The organism is Streptomyces sp. NPDC051109 (genome assembly GCF_044455885.1).
GTDB lineage: Bacteria > Actinomycetota > Actinomycetes > Streptomycetales > Streptomycetaceae > Streptomyces.
This window is the reverse complement of sequence record NZ_JBITFF010000004.1, coordinates 361,325-376,711: the sequence shown is the minus strand read 5'-3', so window position 1 is coordinate 376,711 and position 15,387 is coordinate 361,325. Positions and strand designations below refer to the sequence as shown.

Annotated in this window: 13 protein-coding genes, 1 tRNA gene and 1 pseudogene; 12 read left to right on the top strand and 3 right to left on the bottom strand. The window is 73.0% G+C overall.

From position 1 onward, the window contains the following. Positions 1 to 17 precede the first annotated feature (17 nt). The 10 genes from ACIBAD_RS10490 to ACIBAD_RS10445 all read left to right on the top strand — a co-directional run bounded on the left by ACIBAD_RS10490 (position 18) and on the right by ACIBAD_RS10445 (position 9,700). The gene (locus tag ACIBAD_RS10490) at positions 18 to 1,100 is read left to right on the top strand and encodes a TIGR03364 family FAD-dependent oxidoreductase (protein ID WP_398905941.1); all 1,083 of its coding nucleotides are present in this window, start codon (positions 18 to 20) and stop codon (positions 1,098 to 1,100) included. A 5-nt stretch (positions 1,101 to 1,105) separates the two neighbouring features. Then, entirely contained in the window at positions 1,106 to 1,807 is a 702-nt protein-coding gene (locus ACIBAD_RS10485; protein WP_134075618.1) for a phosphonatase-like hydrolase, read from the top strand. After that, a complete protein-coding gene (locus ACIBAD_RS10480; protein ID WP_398905778.1) occupies positions 1,804 to 2,853 on the top strand; it encodes an ABC transporter ATP-binding protein in 1,050 nt (349 codons plus the stop codon). Before ACIBAD_RS10485 ends, ACIBAD_RS10480 begins: the two co-directional genes overlap by 4 nt. Next, positions 2,846 to 3,739 (top strand): 2-aminoethylphosphonate ABC transporter permease subunit, encoded by an 894-nt coding sequence (locus tag ACIBAD_RS10475; RefSeq protein ID WP_134075616.1) that lies wholly within the window; start codon positions 2,846 to 2,848, stop codon positions 3,737 to 3,739. The genes ACIBAD_RS10480 and ACIBAD_RS10475 overlap by 8 nt, the downstream gene beginning before the upstream one ends. Continuing rightward, positions 3,726 to 4,523, top strand: coding sequence for an ABC transporter permease (locus ACIBAD_RS10470; protein ID WP_398905774.1), 798 nt, complete (start codon positions 3,726 to 3,728; stop codon positions 4,521 to 4,523). The genes ACIBAD_RS10475 and ACIBAD_RS10470 overlap by 14 nt, the downstream gene beginning before the upstream one ends. Before the next feature lie 30 nt (positions 4,524 to 4,553). Next, positions 4,554 to 5,648 carry a 2-aminoethylphosphonate ABC transporter substrate-binding protein gene (locus tag ACIBAD_RS10465; RefSeq protein WP_398905772.1) on the top strand — a complete coding sequence of 365 codons (1,095 nt, stop codon included), beginning with the start codon at positions 4,554 to 4,556 and terminating at the stop codon, positions 5,646 to 5,648. 169 nt (positions 5,649 to 5,817) lie between these two features. Next, a complete protein-coding gene (locus ACIBAD_RS10460; RefSeq protein ID WP_398905770.1) occupies positions 5,818 to 7,353 on the top strand; it encodes an alkaline phosphatase family protein in 1,536 nt (511 codons plus the stop codon). 140 nt (positions 7,354 to 7,493) lie between these two features. Continuing rightward, entirely contained in the window at positions 7,494 to 8,273 is a 780-nt protein-coding gene (locus ACIBAD_RS10455; RefSeq protein ID WP_134075612.1) for an HAD-IIA family hydrolase, read from the top strand. Between the two features lie 79 nt (positions 8,274 to 8,352). Continuing rightward, positions 8,353 to 9,015, top strand: a complete 663-nt coding sequence (locus tag ACIBAD_RS10450; RefSeq protein ID WP_398905768.1) for a hypothetical protein — start codon at positions 8,353 to 8,355, stop codon at positions 9,013 to 9,015. Positions 9,016 to 9,025: 10 nt separating this feature from the next. Further along, positions 9,026 to 9,700: a class F sortase gene (locus ACIBAD_RS10445; protein ID WP_134075610.1), complete on the top strand. Its 675-nt coding sequence runs from the start codon at positions 9,026 to 9,028 to the stop codon at positions 9,698 to 9,700. A 48-nt stretch (positions 9,701 to 9,748) separates the two neighbouring features. On the opposite strand, the gene ACIBAD_RS10440 is transcribed toward ACIBAD_RS10445, so the two are convergent. Beyond that, a tRNA-Lys gene (locus ACIBAD_RS10440) sits at positions 9,749 to 9,822 on the bottom strand. A 255-nt stretch (positions 9,823 to 10,077) separates the two neighbouring features. Here ACIBAD_RS10440 and ACIBAD_RS10435 point away from each other — a divergent pair. Then, positions 10,078 to 11,463: a peptidoglycan-binding protein gene (locus tag ACIBAD_RS10435; RefSeq protein WP_134075917.1), complete on the top strand. Its 1,386-nt coding sequence runs from the start codon at positions 10,078 to 10,080 to the stop codon at positions 11,461 to 11,463. 11 nt (positions 11,464 to 11,474) lie between these two features. Continuing rightward, positions 11,475 to 13,676, top strand: coding sequence for an SPFH domain-containing protein (locus ACIBAD_RS10430; RefSeq protein WP_398905765.1), 2,202 nt, complete (start codon positions 11,475 to 11,477; stop codon positions 13,674 to 13,676). A 52-nt stretch (positions 13,677 to 13,728) separates the two neighbouring features. Here the strand turns inward: ACIBAD_RS10430 and ACIBAD_RS10425 are convergent. Then, a pseudogene (locus tag ACIBAD_RS10425) lies at positions 13,729 to 14,041 on the bottom strand (LacI family DNA-binding transcriptional regulator); the annotation flags it as partial. 33 nt (positions 14,042 to 14,074) lie between these two features. After that, positions 14,075 to 15,373, bottom strand: a complete 1,299-nt coding sequence (locus tag ACIBAD_RS10420) for a cytochrome P450 (protein WP_398905763.1) — start codon at positions 15,371 to 15,373, stop codon at positions 14,075 to 14,077. Between the last annotated feature and the right edge of the window lie 14 nt (positions 15,374 to 15,387).

Here is a 15,387-nt window from a genome sequence, read left to right as displayed (position 1 = left end):
GCGGCGTGGTCGGCACCATGCACGCCTGGCAAGCAGTCGAACGCGGCCACGAGGTCGTCCAGATCGAGCGAGAGGCCGAGGCCCGCGGCGCGTCGCTGCGCAACTTCGGCCAGATCTGGGTCAGTGGACGGGCCGGGGGCGAGGAGCTCGACACCGCCCTGCGCGCCCGCGAGCTCTGGGAGCGGATCGGCGCGGAGGTGCCCGGCCTGGGCTTCCGTGCGATCGGCTCCCTCACCCCGGTGCGCAATGCCCGTGAGCACGCGGTCGCCGAGGCGGCCGCCGCCCGCCCCGACGCCGCCGCCCGGGGCTACGGACTGGTCACCGCCGCGGAGGCCCGGGAGATCAACCCCGCCCTGCGCGGCACCTTCGAGGCCGCCCTGTGGTGCGAGCGGGACGCGGCCGTAGAGCCGCGCACCGCCCAACTCCACCTGCGCGAGGCCCTCGAGGCGAGCGGCCGCTACACCTTCCTGCCCGGACGGGAGGTGCGCGAGGTCGTCGGCCACGGCGCCGTCCGCGACGACCACGGTGACGTCCACCGGGGCGACGCCGTCGTCCTCGCCACCGGCGCCTGGCTGTCCGGCATGGTCCGCGAGCTGGTCCCCGACCTGCCCGTGCGCCGCGTCCGGCTCCAGATGATGCAGACCGCCCCGCTCGGCGAGCGGCTCACCACCTCCATCGCGGACGCCGACAGCTTCCGCTACTACCCCGCGTACAAGGGCGACGCCCTCGACGCCCTCAACGCCGAGCAGGCGCAGGCGCCGGTCGCCGCGGCGCACAAGATGCAACTGCTGATGGTCCAGCGCCAGGACGGCGGACTGACCATCGGCGACACCCACGAGTACGAGCACCCCTTCGCGTTCGACACCCTCGAAGACCCGTACGAGTACCTCACCGAGGTCGTCGAGTCCTTCCTGGGCCGCCCGCTGCCGAAGATCCGGCACCGCTGGGCGGGCGTGTACGCGCAATGCACCGACACCACCCGCGTGGTCCACCGCCAGCAGGTGGCCGACGGCGTCTGGCTGGTGACCGGACCCGGCGGCCGCGGGATGACCTGCTCGCCCGCCATAGCCGAGACCACCGCGAACGAACTGGGCTGGTAACGAACATGAGCAACAGCAGCACCGACCGCCGCAATCTCGTCGTCCTCGACATGGCCGGCACCACCGTCGCCGACGGCGGGCTCGTCGAGCGGGCCTTCGAGCTCGCCGCCGAACGCATCGGCGTCGAACCGGGCACCGCCGACCACGAGGCCAAGCTCCAGTACGTCCGGGACACCATGGGCGAGTCGAAGATCTCCGTCTTCCGCCACCTCTTCGGCACGGAGGAGATGGCCCAGCGCGCCAACTCCGCCTTCGAGGAGGCCTACGGCGAGCTCGTCGACGGCGGGCTCATCGCCCCGATCCCCGGCGCCCGCCAGACCATCGAGAAGCTCCGCGCCGACGGCCGCACCGTCGTACTGACCACCGGCTTCGCCCGCGTCACCCAGGACGCCATCCTCGACGCCCTCGGCTGGCACGGCCTGGCAGACCTGACCCTCTGCCCCGCCGACGCGGGCGGCCGAGGCCGCCCCTACCCGGACATGGTGCTCGCGGCGTTCCTGCGCACCGGCGCCGCCGACGACGTACGGGACGTCGTGGTCGCGGGCGACACCGCGTACGACATGCTCTGCGGCCGCCGCTCCGGCGCGGCGATCGTGGCGGGCGTCCTCACCGGAGCCCATGACCGCGCGACGCTCACCGAGCACGGCGCGACCCACGTCATCGAGTCGATCGCCGACCTGCCCGCGGCCTTGCTGGAGTCGGCGTGAGCGGCATCCGCTTCGAGGGGGTCAGCGTCGAGTACGGCGGCAACACCGTGCTGGACCGCCTCGACCTGACCGTCGAGCCGGGCGAGGTCATGGCCCTGCTCGGCCCCTCAGGCTCGGGCAAGACCACGGCGCTGCGCGCGGTCGCCGGCTTCGTGCGGCCGGCCGCGGGCCGGGTGCTGATCGGCGGCCGGGACGTCACCGCGCTCCCGCCGCACAGGCGCGGCATCGGCATGGTCGTCCAGCAGTACGCGCTCTTCCCGCACATGCGGGTCGAGGACAACGCGGCCTTCGGCCTGAAGGCGCAGAAGGCCCCCAAGGCCGAGATACCCGGGCGCGTCGCCGAGGCCCTGGAGATGACCGGCATGGCGGCGTACGCCAAGCGCTACCCGCGCGAGCTCTCCGGCGGGCAGCAGCAGCGCGTGGCGATCGCCCGCGCGCTGGCGATCCGGCCCGGGGTGCTCCTGCTCGACGAGCCGCTGTCCGCGCTCGACGCGCAGCTGCGCTCCGGGATGCTCGCCGAACTGGCCCGGCTGCACCGCGAACTGCCCGACGTATCGATTCTGTACGTCACCCACGACCAGGTGGAGGCGCTGACGCTCGCCGACCGGATCGCGGTCATGGACCGGGCCCGGATCCAGGACTGCGGCACTCCGCAGGAGCTGTACCGGGCGCCGCGCACCGAGTTCACCGCCTCGTTCGTCGGCAACGCGAACCTGCTGCCGGTGACCGTCGCCGAGTCCGGGGCGCTCTTCGCGGGACGGGCGCTGGAGCTGGACCGCGGGCGGGCCGTCCCCGGCGCGAGCGCGACCCTGTGCGTACGGCCGCACCTCCTCGGTCTCGGCGCCGGGCCCAACGCCCTGAGCGGGACGATCACCGAGGTCCAGTGGCGCGGCTCCACGCACCGGCTGTACGTGGACGTCGAGGGCCACCGGATCAAGGCGGACCTGCCGGAGCTGCGCGAAACCCCGGCGCTGGGCGGCCACGTCACCCTGCACTTCGAGCCGCAGGACGCGGTCCTGCTGTCGGCGGGAGTCTCCGATGGCTGAGGTCCCCGCACCGGCCGCCACGACCGTCCCGCACCAGACCGCGGCCCACACCGTGCGCGGAACCCGTGCCGTGCCCGGCTGGTTCTGGTCCCTGCCGCCCGTGGCCGCGCTCACGCTGGTATTCCTCTACCCCCTCGCCCTGGTCGTCCGGCAGTCCTTCAGCCCCGAGAACGGCGGCGGCGCCTTCGACGCGTACGCCTCCGTCTTCCGCTCGCACTCCTTCCGCGAGGCGCTCGGGACCACGGTCTGGCTGGCTGCCGGAGCCACCGTCGGCTGCCTCGTCCTCGGGTTCGTACTCGCGCTGATCATCGCCTTCGTGCCCTTCCCCGGGGCCAAAGCCGTCGCGAAGTTCATCGACGTCTTCCTCTCCTTCCCCTCCTTCCTCATCACCCTCGCCCTCCTCTTCATCTACGGCACGGTCGGCATGGCCAACGGGCTGTGGACCGATGTGAGCGGCAGCACCGAGGGGCCGTTCCACTTCCTCACCACCCCGTGGGGCGTGCTCCTCGCGGAGATCACGTACTTCACGCCCTTCGTGATGCGCCCGCTGCTCGCCGCCTTCTCCCAGCTGGACACCGCCCAACTGGAGGTGGCCTCCTCGCTCGGCGCGAAGCCCGCCCGGATCATCCGGCGCGTGATCCTCCCCGAGGCCCTCCCGGCGCTCGCCGCCGGCGGCAGCCTCGTCCTGGTCATGTGCCTCAACGAGTTCGGCATCGTGCTGTTCACCGGGGCCAAGGACGTCACCACGCTCCCGATGCTCGTCTACGGCAAGGCGATCCTGGAGTCCGACTACGCGGCCGCCTGTGTGGTCGCCGTCGTCAACATCGCTATTTCCGTCGGCCTGTTCGGCCTCTACCGGGTGGTGAGCAAGCGTGCTGGTGCATAGCAAGAGCGGCCGCTGGGCCGCGTGGGGCCTGTTCGGTCTCCTCTTCGTGCCGCTCTTCGCCCTGCCCCTGCTCGTCGTGGCGACCGCGTCGTTCTCCACCCACTGGTCCGGGGCCTTCCCCTCCGGCCCGACGACGGAGAACTACGCTTCCGCCGTGCAGGGCGAATCCCTCCGGGCGCTGACCACCTCGCTGGTGACCGCCCTCGTCGCGAGTCTGCTCGCGCTCACCCTCGGGACCTGGGCCGCGCTGGCCGCGGCCCGGCTGAAGCGGCGCGGAAAGCGGTCCCTGGACGCCCTGTTCATGCTGCCCGTCGCCGTGCCGTCCGTGGTCGTCGGCCTCGCCGTCCTGGTCGCGTTCAGCAAACCCCCGCTGCTGCTCAACGGCACCAGCTCAATCGTGATCCTGGCGCACACGATTCTTGTCACCGCGTTTGCCCATCAGTCGGTTTCGGCCGCCATCGTTCGTCTCGACCCCGCGTACGAACAGGCGGCGGCCTCCCTGGGCGCCCGTCCCGCGTACGTGCTGTGGCGGGTCAAGCTCCCGCTCCTGCTGCCGTCCCTGACGGCGGCCGCCGGACTCTGCTTCGCACTGTCCATGGGCGAGCTGAGCGCCACGATGATGCTCTACCCGCCGGACTGGATGCCCCTCCCGGTCCGGATCTTCACCGCCACCGACCGCGGTTCGCTCTTCGGCGGGTCCGCCGTCGCCGTGGTCCTGATGGCCGCCACCCTGCTGGTCCTCCTGGCCGTCTCCCGCATCCGCACCAGAGCCGCGTACCGCTGACTCCCTTTCCCCGTAAGGAAGTTCTTCCCCATGTCCAGAACCCCCAACGGTCGTCGCCGCCTCCTCCGCACCACCGCCGCCGTCACCGGCGGCCTCGCCCTCGCAGGCGGCCTCACCGCCTGCGGCGGCTCGACCACCCCCGCCGAGTCCAAGGGCGGCGGCGAGAAGGTCGTCACCGTCTACAGCGCCGACGGCCTCAAGAGCGAGAAGGGCGACGGCTGGTACGACAGGGTCTTCGCCGATTTCACGAAGAAGACCGGCATCCAGGTCAAGTACGTCGAGGGCGGCTCGGGAGAGATGGTGCAGCGCGCCGTCCGCGAGAAGACGAACACCCAGGCCGACGTGATCGTCACCCTCCCGCCGTTCATCCAGCAGGCGGACGGCAAGGGCCTGCTCCAGGCCTACAAGCCGCAGGGCTCCGACAAGGTCAACGGGGCCGGCAAGGCCGCCGACGGCAAGTGGACCTCGGTCGTGAACAACTACTTCGGCTTCGTCCACAACAAGAAGGAGCTGCCGGAGGCGCCCACGACCTGGGAAGAGCTGCTGGACGCCAAGTACAGGGGCAAGCTCCAGTACTCCACCCCGGGTGTCGCGGGCGACGGCACCGCCGTCCTCGTCAAGGCGATGCACGACTTCGGCGGCAAGGAGCCGGCGCTGGAGTACCTGAAGAAGCTCCAGGCCAACAACGTCGGCCCGTCCTCCTCCACCAGCAAGCTCGCGCCGAAGACCGACAAGGGCGAGCTGCTCGTCGCCAACGGCGACGTCCAGATGAACTTCGCGCAGTCCAAGTCCATGCCGAACCTGGGCATCTGGTTCCCGGCCAAGGACGGCGGCAAGCCGACCACGTTCGCCCTGCCGTACGCGGCCGGCCTGGTGGACAAAGCCCCGCACACCGAGAACGGCAGGAAGCTCCTCGACTTCCTGCTCAGCGAGGACGCCCAGAAGCTGGTCAGCGAGGTCGGCGGCGGCTTCCCCGCGCGCACCGACGTCAAGCCGACCGACGCCAACGCCGTCGAGCTCACCAAGCTGATGACCGGCGTCGAGGTCTTCGAGCCGGACTGGGCCGACATCGACAAGAACCTGGCGGGCTACGTCGACGCGTGGAAGTCGGCAACCGGCAGCTGACCGGTCGCCTCCTGGTCACCCACGACCAGGAAAGTGACGCTTGCATAACGGGTCTGGACCGAGGACCGCACCCTCGGTCCGGACCCCGCGCACGTCCGCACGCATCCGTGCCCGCACCTCTGCACGCAAGCCCTCGCGCCCTTCCCCACGATTACTCCCGGAGGAGTACGTGCCCACTGTCCTGTCAGGACGCGCCCTCGCCGTGACCGCCACGGCCCTGCTCGCCACCGGCCTCGGCGGGCACACCGCCACCGCCGAAGCGGCCGCCACCGCCGCCACCACCGACAAGGTCCTCGTCATCGGCCTCGACGGCACGGTCCTCGACCGCGTCAAGGCCGCCAACGCCCCCTACCTGCAGGGCCTGATGGCCCAGGGCCTCACCGCGGAGAGCACCCTCTACGCGAACCCGATGGCCGCCACCTCCTCGGGCCCCGGCTGGTCCACCATCGCCACCGGCGTCTGGCCCGACAAGCACGGCGTGAAGGACAACACCTTCACCGGCAGGAACTACACGGCCTACCCCGACTTCCTGACCCGCATCGAGAACGCCAAACCGTCGCTCAACACCTACGCGGCCGCCGACTGGGAGCCCGTCACCTCCACCGACGCGGGCGGCCCGATCTTCTCCCCCAGGGTCGACAAGCGCCTCGGCCTCAAGGGCGACCGCGACGGCTACGGCACCGAGGACCCGAAGATCGCCGCCGCGGCCTCCGCCGAACTGCAGGGCCAGAACCCGGACGCCGCGTTCGTCTACTTCGGCCAGGTCGACGGCGCCGGGCACTCGTACGGCGCCGCCAGCCAGCAGTACCTCGACGCGATCGGCCGCGTCGACGGGATGGTCGGCCAGCTGCTCACCGCCGTGCAGAACCGCCCCACCTACGCCCAGGAGAACTGGAAGATCCTGGTCACCACCGACCACGGGCACACCGACGCGGGCGGCCACGGCGGCTCCACCATCCAGGAGCGCGGCACCTTCGTCATCGCCAAGGGCGCGGGCATCCCGGCCGGTTCGGTGCGCAACGACGTCAAGCTCGTCGACGTGGCGGCCACCGCGATGGCGCAGGTCGGGGTCAACCCCGGCTCGGCGATCGACGGCGTACCGCTGAACGCCCCCGACGACAACGACCCGTTCGACACCCTCCGACCCAACCTCCAGGCCCGCGTCGACGAGACGGGCATCCCGGCGGGCGCGAAGGGCTTCACGCACACCCCGCCGGCCGGCTGGTCCGTCGACAACTCCACGATGGGCACCGGCGGTGTCCCCGAGTGGGCCGGTTGGGCCTTCACGACCGACGAGTTCTGGAGCCAGGCCCAGCGCGACCAGTGGCGCGAGCTGAACGTCCGCTCCCGTGACGTGTTCGCCGTCGCCGACTCCGACGAGTGGGACGACAAGTCCCACTCCGGCTCCTACGACTCCACCCTGGTCACCCCCAAGTGGGCGGTGGCGGGCGGCACGGCCGGTTCGTCCGCGAACCTGACCTTCCAGACCCACTACCACCACGAGGCCGGTCAGACCGCCCAGGTCCTGGTCTCCTACGACGGCGGCACGCCCACGGTCGTCAAGAGCTACACCGCCGACGCGGTCGCCAAGGCGGAGTCCCTGACCCTCCAGGTCCCGGCCGGAGCCACCGACGTCCAGGTCCGATTCCGCTACGCCGGCACCAACAACTGGTACTGGACCGTCGACGACGTCAAGCTCGGCTGATCCGCGGAACCAGCCGGCAGTCCGGGCCGTGGACGCTCTCGGCGTCCACGGCCCGGCCCCGATAGGGTGGTAGAGACCACAGGCCAAAGGTCGGCGGTCACAGGTCAGAGGTACGGCCACCGAGAGCGGAGAACAATCCAGTGGCAGAGCGCAAGCCGATCGAATCCTGGCTCACCGACATGGACGGGGTCCTGATCCACGAAGGCACCCCGATCCCCGGCGCCGATGCCTTCATCAAGCGGCTGCGCGACTCCGGCAAGCCCTTCCTGGTCCTGACGAACAACTCGATCTACACCCCGCGCGACCTCCAGGCCCGCCTCGCCCGCATGGGCCTGCACGTCCCCGTCGAGAACATCTGGACCTCGGCGCTCGCCACCGCGAAGTTCCTCGACGACCAGCGCCCGGGCGGCACCGCGTACGTCATCGGCGAGGCCGGACTGACCACCGCCCTGCACGACATCGGCTACATCCTGACCGACCACGAGCCCGACTACGTGGTCCTCGGCGAGACCCGCACGTACAGCTTCGAGGCGATGACGAAGGCGGTCCGCCTGATCAACGCGGGCGCCCGCTTCATCTGCACCAACCCCGACGAGACCGGCCCCTCCACCGAGGGCCCGCTGCCCGCCACCGGCGCCGTCGCCGCGCTGATCACCAAGGCGACCGGCAAGCAGCCGTACTTCGCCGGCAAGCCCAACCCGCTGATGATGCGGACCGGCCTGAACGCCATCGGCGCGCACTCCGAGAGCAGCGCGATGATCGGCGACCGGATGGACACCGACGTCCTGGCCGGGCTGGAGGCCGGGATGCAGACCTTCCTCGTGCTGACCGGGCTGACCTCCGCCGCGGACACCGAGAAGTTCCCGTACCGGCCGACCAAGACCGTCGACTCGATCGCCGACCTGGTCGATCTCGTCTGATCCGAACGGGTCAAGCGCGCGGCGCTCCGGATGCGGAGCGGTGCGCCGCGCGTGAATCTCCTTGTTGAGGAGGTTCACCATGCGCAGTGCTCTGTTCGCTCTCCGTGTCACCGGGGTGGCCGTCGCCCTGACGGCTCTCACCGCCGTGTCCTCGCCCGCCGCCCTGGCGGCCGGCGAGGAGAAAAGCGGCAGCGTCTCGGTCGATCCGCGCCAGGCCGAACCGGGGGCGCAGGTCAAGCTGCGCGTCCACGGCTGTGAGGACAAATGGGCGACGGCCACATCAGCCGTGTTCGTTTCGGAGGTCCACCTGTCCTCCGGCCGCGACGGGGACAAGTCGCTCTCGGGTGACGCGATGATCAGCTCGACGGCCCAGCCCGGCTGGCACGTCGTCAAGGTGAAGTGCGACGGGGGCGAGGACCGCGTCCGCGGCACCGTCGAAGTGGTCCGCCGCCGCGACGGCCGCGAGCAGGAGCGGGACCACGACCGGCCGAACCCCCACCAGACGCCCGTCTGGCCCGTCCACGCGGGCGGCGGCGGGATGTCCGCCGAGCTCGCGGCGACGGACCGGGCGGTGCGGGCGGCCGAGGCGGCTCGGGACCAGGCCGCGGCCGCCAGGAAGAACCACGGGGGCGAGGGGCCCGGCCTCCCGCACACCGTGATCGGCGCCGTGCTGGCCGCTACGGCCACGCTCGCCGTCGCGTTCCGGGCGCTGACCCTGCGCCGGCGCCGCAGCGGCGAGTGAGGACGCGGCGGTGACGGGCCCGGGGGAGCCGAGGTCCTCCGGCGGCGGGCGGCTGCTGACCTTCGCCGCGTGGTCCGTGCTGGTGCTCGGCCTGTGGCTGTGGGGCCGGGAGATCACCGGCGTCCCGCCGGGTCCCCCGTCGGGGCTGGCCGGCGGGTCGGCGCTGCCCGTACCGGGGCTGCCCGCGGCGCACACCCCGCTGGCGGCGTCCCTCCCCGCGCGGGTCGACGTACCGTCGATGGGCATCCAGGCGCCGGTGGTCTCCCGGGGCCTCGACGCCCAGGGCGCGATCGAGCCGCCGCCGTACGACCGCCCGGGGACCGTGGGCTGGTGGGGCGGCGGGGTCAAGCCGGGCGAGGCCGGGGCCGCGCTGCTGGTCGGACACGTGGACACGGCGTCGAAACCGGCGGTGTTCTACGGCCTGAGCACCGCGCGGCCGGGCGACGCGGTGCGGGTGGTCCGGACGGACGGGTCGGTCGCCGAGTTCACGATCGAGGACGTACGGGTGTACGAGCGGGCGCGCTTCGACGCGCACCGGGCGTACGGCCCGCGGATCAGGGGCCGGGCGGAGCTGCGCCTGGTGACCTGCGGGGGCACGTACGACAAGGCGGCCAAGGAGTACACGGCGAACGTGGTCGTGTCGGCCTACCTGACGGGGAGGGTGCGGCCCGGCGCGCCGGTGTGACGGGAAACGAAGAAGGCCCCCACTCGCGTGGGGGCCTTCTTCCGTCTGTGCGCCGCCAGGGACTCGAACCCCGGACCCGCTGATTAAGAGTCAGCTGCTCTAACCAACTGAGCTAGCGGCGCCTGCTGACAGAGAAAACTCTACCCCACCTCCGGCGGTGCTCGTGACCAGCCGCGCCCGCCTTGTCCGATTAACCCATGTTTAAGGGGTTTATCGTGCACGATATGTCTGGGCTGAACCGAATCTGATGCCCCGACAGATTCGGAGCCCGCCTGACCAGCGACGAGCAGGGGAGTGGACGGAACCGCATGACGATCCAGCCTCCGATGCATGTGCAGATGCCTGCGCCGACGGAGCCGGCAGCGATGTCGGTGCCGATGCCGGTGCCCGCTTTCGAGGAGTACGAGCCCGCAGGCGACTGCGTCTGCGCGGGCTGCGCGCAGCGCCGCCGTGCCCTCGCCCGCGCGCGGGCCATACCGCTCCGGGACGGTGGCCACCCGGCCGCCCGCGGCGCCCGCCGGGCGCTGGTGCTCGCCACCGCGGCGGGCGTGGTCCTCGGCGGTGGCGGATCGGCGGCCCTGGCGGCGGCCACCCCGGTCCCCGGCCCGGGGCCGGTCTCCCTCGACACCCCCGGCTCCCCGCAGGGCGGCCGGTCCCCGCTGCACGGGCGCCCGGCCCCGGCGAAGCCGGCGGGTGCTCCGGGTGCGCCGTCGGCCGTCAGGCGGATCGACCGGGCGTCGATCATCACGCGGGCGAAGGTGTGGCTGGACGCGAAGGTCCCGTACAGCATGTCCACGTACTGGTCGGACGGCTACCGGCAGGACTGCTCCGGCTACGTCTCGATGGCCTGGAACCTTGGTACGAACGAGTGGACCGGCAGCCTCGACAAATTCGCCACCAAGATCACCAAGGAGGAGCTGCTGCCGGGGGACATGCTCCTCTTCCACAACCCGTCGGACCCGACCAACGGCTCGCACGTGGTGCTCTTCGGGGGGTGGGTCGACGAGACGCGCACGCACTACGTCGCCTACGAGCAGACCCGCCCGAACACGCGCACGGGGGCCACGCCGTACGGCTACTGGAACAACGCGACGAAGTACGTCCCCTACCGGTTCAACGGGGTGACGCCCGGCCTCGCCGAGGACCCGGCGTCGACCGATCCGAAGCCGGCGGTTCCGACGGCCTTCCCGGGCGCCACGCAGTTCGGTCCGGGAGCGAACAACGAGTACGTCGCCCAGCTCGGCCGGATGCTGATCGAGCGGGGCGGACGGCGTTTCTACCCGAAGGGCGCGAGCACGGCGTGGAGCGACGCCGACCGGCTGGCCACGCAGGCCTTCCAGACCGCGCAGGGCTGGACGGGCACGGACGCCGACGGCATCCCGGGCGCGCACACCTGGCAACTGCTGGTCGAGCACAAGGGCAACGACATCCGCCCCACGGTGGAGGGCGCCCCGGGCGCTCCCCCCAGGCCGGGGCACGCCGGCGCGCCGGGCGCTGCCGGGACGCCCGGCAGCCCGGCCGGGGTGCCGGGCTATCCGGGGCTGTCGGTGTTCCGCCCGGGGTCCTCGAACCCGTTCATCACCGCCCTTGGCCGCCAGCTGGTGAAGAAGGGCTTCGGCAAGAACTACACGTCCGGCACCGGGCCCCGCTGGAGCGAGGCCGACCGTCGCAGTGTCGAGGCATTCCAACGCGCCCAGGGCTGGCGCGGAGCCGCGGCCGACGGCTACCCGGGCCCGGAAACCTGGCGCCGGCTGTTCGCATGACGGAGGCAACGATGTTCCCCACGCGCACCACTTCGACGACGGGCACCTTCCGGGTACCGCCCGCGCCCCCGCAAGCCCCGGCGGTGCGAGCAACCGGCGACGCCCCGGCCCTGCGCCCGCAACCGCAACCGCAACCGACACCGCCCGCACCCGCCACCGCGGCCGTCGTACCCTCCGCAGCCGCTGCCCCCGCTGCAGGGGTCGCCCCCTCCGCGGCCGTCGTTCTCTCTGCGGCCGTCGTTCCCGCTCCACCCGCCGTACTCCCCGTACCCGCCGCGGTCCCGGCCCCGCCGGCGGCCGGGCCGGCTCCGGAGCCGGCCGCCGCCGCGGCCGTGATCCCGGCCCGTTCCGAGTCCGAGCCTCCGGCGGAGCCGGAGCCCGGGGCGGCGGCCGAGGCCGCCGGGCTCGCCGGACCGGCCCGGCCGACCGCGTCGACGACCGCGGATCCGGGCGCGGATGACGCGGACGTCGCGGACCCGGCAGGCCCGGCCTGGGTGGCCGGGGTCCCCGCCGCGATGGTGGCCGGGCCGGGCGGCGTCGCCCTCCCGCACGGGCGGCCGGCGGCGGACTGCGCCCTGAGCGAGGTCCCGGCGGCGCGGATCCGGGTCGAGCCCGAGCCGGTGCACGCGCTGGCCGGGGCCGGCGACCGCGGCGAGTACGGCCTGGAACCCGATCCGCCGGTCTCCGTACCGGCCCCGGCGGCACACTCGGGGGTGTCCACCCTGCGCCTGCGGAGCCTCGACGGCTCTGCCGTTGCCGAACCCCCGCCCCCGCACGCCCAGGTCTGGCCCCCGGCCGGCCCCGCGGCGGAGCCGGGCGGGGACGGTTCCGCGCCCGCGCGCGGCGAGCCGTGGCCGCCCGCCGTCCCCCTGGGTGAAGCGCGTACCCGGCCCCAGGTCTGGCCGGCCGCCGGTTCCGAGGCGGGGGCCGACCGCCCCGCGCAGCGGTACGGCGAGCCGTGGCCGCCCACCGTCCCCGAGGGCGGACCGGAGGCCGGGACCGCGGCGCACGTCCCGTACGTTCCGCAGCCCCAGGCCGAGGTGGACCCGGAGGAGGGCCCGGGCGGCGGAGTGCCCGGGCCCGCCGTGGGGGACATCGTCGCCCTGGCCGTGGCGCGGGGGATGGCGGAGGGGGACCCGGAGGATCTGCCGCGGGTCGGGGCCGCGCGCGGGGCCGCCGTCACCGAGGTGCCCGTGCACCTCCCGTTCCCCGCGGAGTCCCGCCCGCTCGCGGCACCGGCCCCGGCGCCCGCCCGGGAACCGGCCCCCGCCGCCCGGAGCGGCGCGGCGCGGCCCGCGCCCGGGCGGCGGGTGCCGCACGGGGACGAGCGGCTGCGGGAGCACCGCGGGCCCGTACTGCCCGGCTGGGTCGGGGTCGGAGTCGGCGGCCTCGCGCTCACCGGCTGCCTGGCGGTGCTCTGGCGGGCCGGGGCCGTCCCCGCCGCGTTCGTGGCCGCCTTCGGCGCGACCCCCCGCGCCTACCAGGGGCTCCGCGCCACCCACTGGCCCCCGCTCGCCTTCCTCGGCATCGTCGCGCTGCTCGCGCTCGGCGGACTCGGCCGCGCCAAGGCCGGCCATGCGTGGGTGCTGACCCTCTTCGGCCGCTACCGCGGCACGGTACGCCGCACGGGTCTCACCTGGGTCAGCCCCCTCCTGCTCCGCCGCCGCGTCGACGTCCGGCTGCGGCACTGGCGCAGCGAGCCCATGCCCGCCGTGGACTCCGGCGGCCTGGCCCTGCGGGTCGTCGTGCAGGTCGTTTGGCAGGTCAAGGACACGGCCCGGGCCACCCTCGCCGTCGAGGACCACACCGAGTACCTCGCCGAGCAGGTCGAATCGGCGATGGCCCGGGTCCTGTCCCAGCTGCCCGCCGACGCCTTCCACGAGGACGCCCCGACGCTGCGCGACTCCGAGGCCGTCGGCGACGCGCTGACCCGGATGCTGGCGACCGAGACCGAGGCGGTCGGGATCGAGGTGTATTCGGCCCAGCCGACCCGGATCGAGTACGCCCCGGAAGTCGCCGAGGCCATGCGGCGGCGCCGGGTCGCGGCGATCGACGCCAAGCACCGGGACACGGTGCTGACCTCGGTCGTGGACGCGGTCGACGACACCGTCCACCGGCTGACCGCGCGCGGGCTCGTCGAGCTCGACGACTACGAGCGCAAGGCCCTCGTGAAGGACCTCACGGTCGCCTTCTACACCGGGCGTCCGGAGTAGGAGCATTCTGCGCACCGGTGGACGTGGATCTCCCAGGTCACTGGGTGTTCTACCGCGCGTACTCGACGAACCTGGTCCGCTCGGCGTCCGAGCGGACCAGGGTGAGCAGCAGCTGTACCGCGGTGTCCGCCAGCGCCTCGCCGACCGCGGGCACCACCTCCGAGAAGAACGGCTCCCCGAACTTGCGCCAGCCCTTCTCGGTGATCGCCAGCGCCACGGCGTCCGCGCGCCGCCCCGCCAGTGAACGGGCCGCCAGGTTGGGCACGTAGCCCAGCTCGGCGAGGGCCTGCTGCAACGGCACGCCGGGTCGACCCCTTGACACCGGTCGCGTTGTTGACGACGCGGGAGACCGTGCCCCGCCCCACCCCGGCAAGCGGGCGGCAGGGTCAGGGCGGGGGTCAGCGGCGCAGGGTGACGGGCAGCGCCTCCAAGCCGCGCAGCATCATCGTGTTGCGCCAGCGCAATTCGCGCTCCTGGCAGGCCAGGGTCGTTCCGGGGAAGCGGGCGAGGAGCGCGGTGAGCGCGATCTCGGTCTCCAGCTTGCCGAGCAGGGCCCCGAGGCAGCGGTGGATGCCACCGCCGAAGGCGAGATGGCCGGCGTCCCGGCGGTCGAGGATGAGGCGGTCGGGGTCCTGGAAGCGCGCCGGGTCGCGGTTGGCCGCGCCGAGGGACAGCAGCACGAACTCGTCCTGCGGGATCTCCACCCCGCCGACGTCCACCGGCTCGGTGGTGAAGCGGGTGGTGGCCATGCAGATGGGGGAGTCGTAGCGCAGGAACTCCTCGACGGCCATGGGCATCCGGGTGGGATCGGCGCGCAGCCAGGCGGCCTGGCCGGGATCGCGCAGCAGCGCGAGGCAGGAGGTGCTCAGCAGGTTCACGGTGGTCTCGTGCCCGCCGATCAGCAGCAGGGCGACCATGCCCACGATCTCGTCGTCCGTCAGCTCCCCGCGCTCGCGGGCCGCCATCAACTCGGTGAGCAGATCGGCGGGACGGTCATTGCGGCGGATACGCCGGTCGGCGATGGCCAGGACGTACGCGCCCATCTCCTGGACGGCTCGCCGGAACGCCGCGTGGTCGCCCTCCTGGGTGACGATGGCGGTCGACCACTCCCGGTAGAGGTCGCGGTCCTCTGGCGGGAAGCCGAGCAGTTCGCAGACGACGAGGATCGGCAGCGGGAAGGCGAAGTCACGTACCAAGTCCAGCGTGGCGGTGGTGGTGCGGGTCGTGTGGCGCGCGGCTGCCGCGTCCAGCCCGTCGAGGAGTTCGAGGGTGATGCGCTCGACCATCGGCCGCATCGCCTCGACCCGCTTGCGGCTGAACGCCGCCTGGACCACGCGGCGGAGGCGGGTGTGGTCGGGCGGATCGCTGCTGAGCATATGGGTGATATCGGCGCCCAGGTTGACGCCCTCGACCCGGCTGTCGGCCAGGGCCTGGGCGCGCCGCACATCCTGCGCGAAGCGGCGGTCGGAGAGCGCGGCCCGGACATCGGCGTAGCGCGGGATGATCCACAGCCGCAGGCCGCCGTCGCTGTGCAGCACGGAGACCGGGGCCGATTGCCGCATCCTGGCCAGGGTCGGGTACGGGTCGCTGAGGAACGTCGGCGGGTTCTGGCGCGGTTCCGTCGTCGCGGGCTTGTCCGGCCGGTGCTTCTGCGGCCGGGGACTGTTCGTCCGGGGTGCTGCCGTAGCTGTGGTCATGATGTTCTCCTGTC

Coding starts and splice junctions, on each gene's coding strand:
- ACIBAD_RS10490 (WP_398905941.1), top strand. CDS start 18: ATGCACGCCTGGCAAGCAGTCGAACGCGGCCACGAGGTCGTCCAGATC.
- ACIBAD_RS10485 (WP_134075618.1), top strand. CDS start 1,106: ATGAGCAACAGCAGCACCGACCGCCGCAATCTCGTCGTCCTCGACATG.
- ACIBAD_RS10475 (WP_134075616.1), top strand. CDS start 2,846: ATGGCTGAGGTCCCCGCACCGGCCGCCACGACCGTCCCGCACCAGACC.
- ACIBAD_RS10465 (WP_398905772.1), top strand. CDS start 4,554: ATGTCCAGAACCCCCAACGGTCGTCGCCGCCTCCTCCGCACCACCGCC.
- ACIBAD_RS10450 (WP_398905768.1), top strand. CDS start 8,353: ATGCGCAGTGCTCTGTTCGCTCTCCGTGTCACCGGGGTGGCCGTCGCC.
- ACIBAD_RS10435 (WP_134075917.1), top strand. CDS start 10,078: ATGCCGGTGCCCGCTTTCGAGGAGTACGAGCCCGCAGGCGACTGCGTC.
- ACIBAD_RS10430 (WP_398905765.1), top strand. CDS start 11,475: ATGTTCCCCACGCGCACCACTTCGACGACGGGCACCTTCCGGGTACCG.
- ACIBAD_RS10420 (WP_398905763.1), bottom strand. CDS start 15,373: ATGACCACAGCTACGGCAGCACCCCGGACGAACAGTCCCCGGCCGCAG.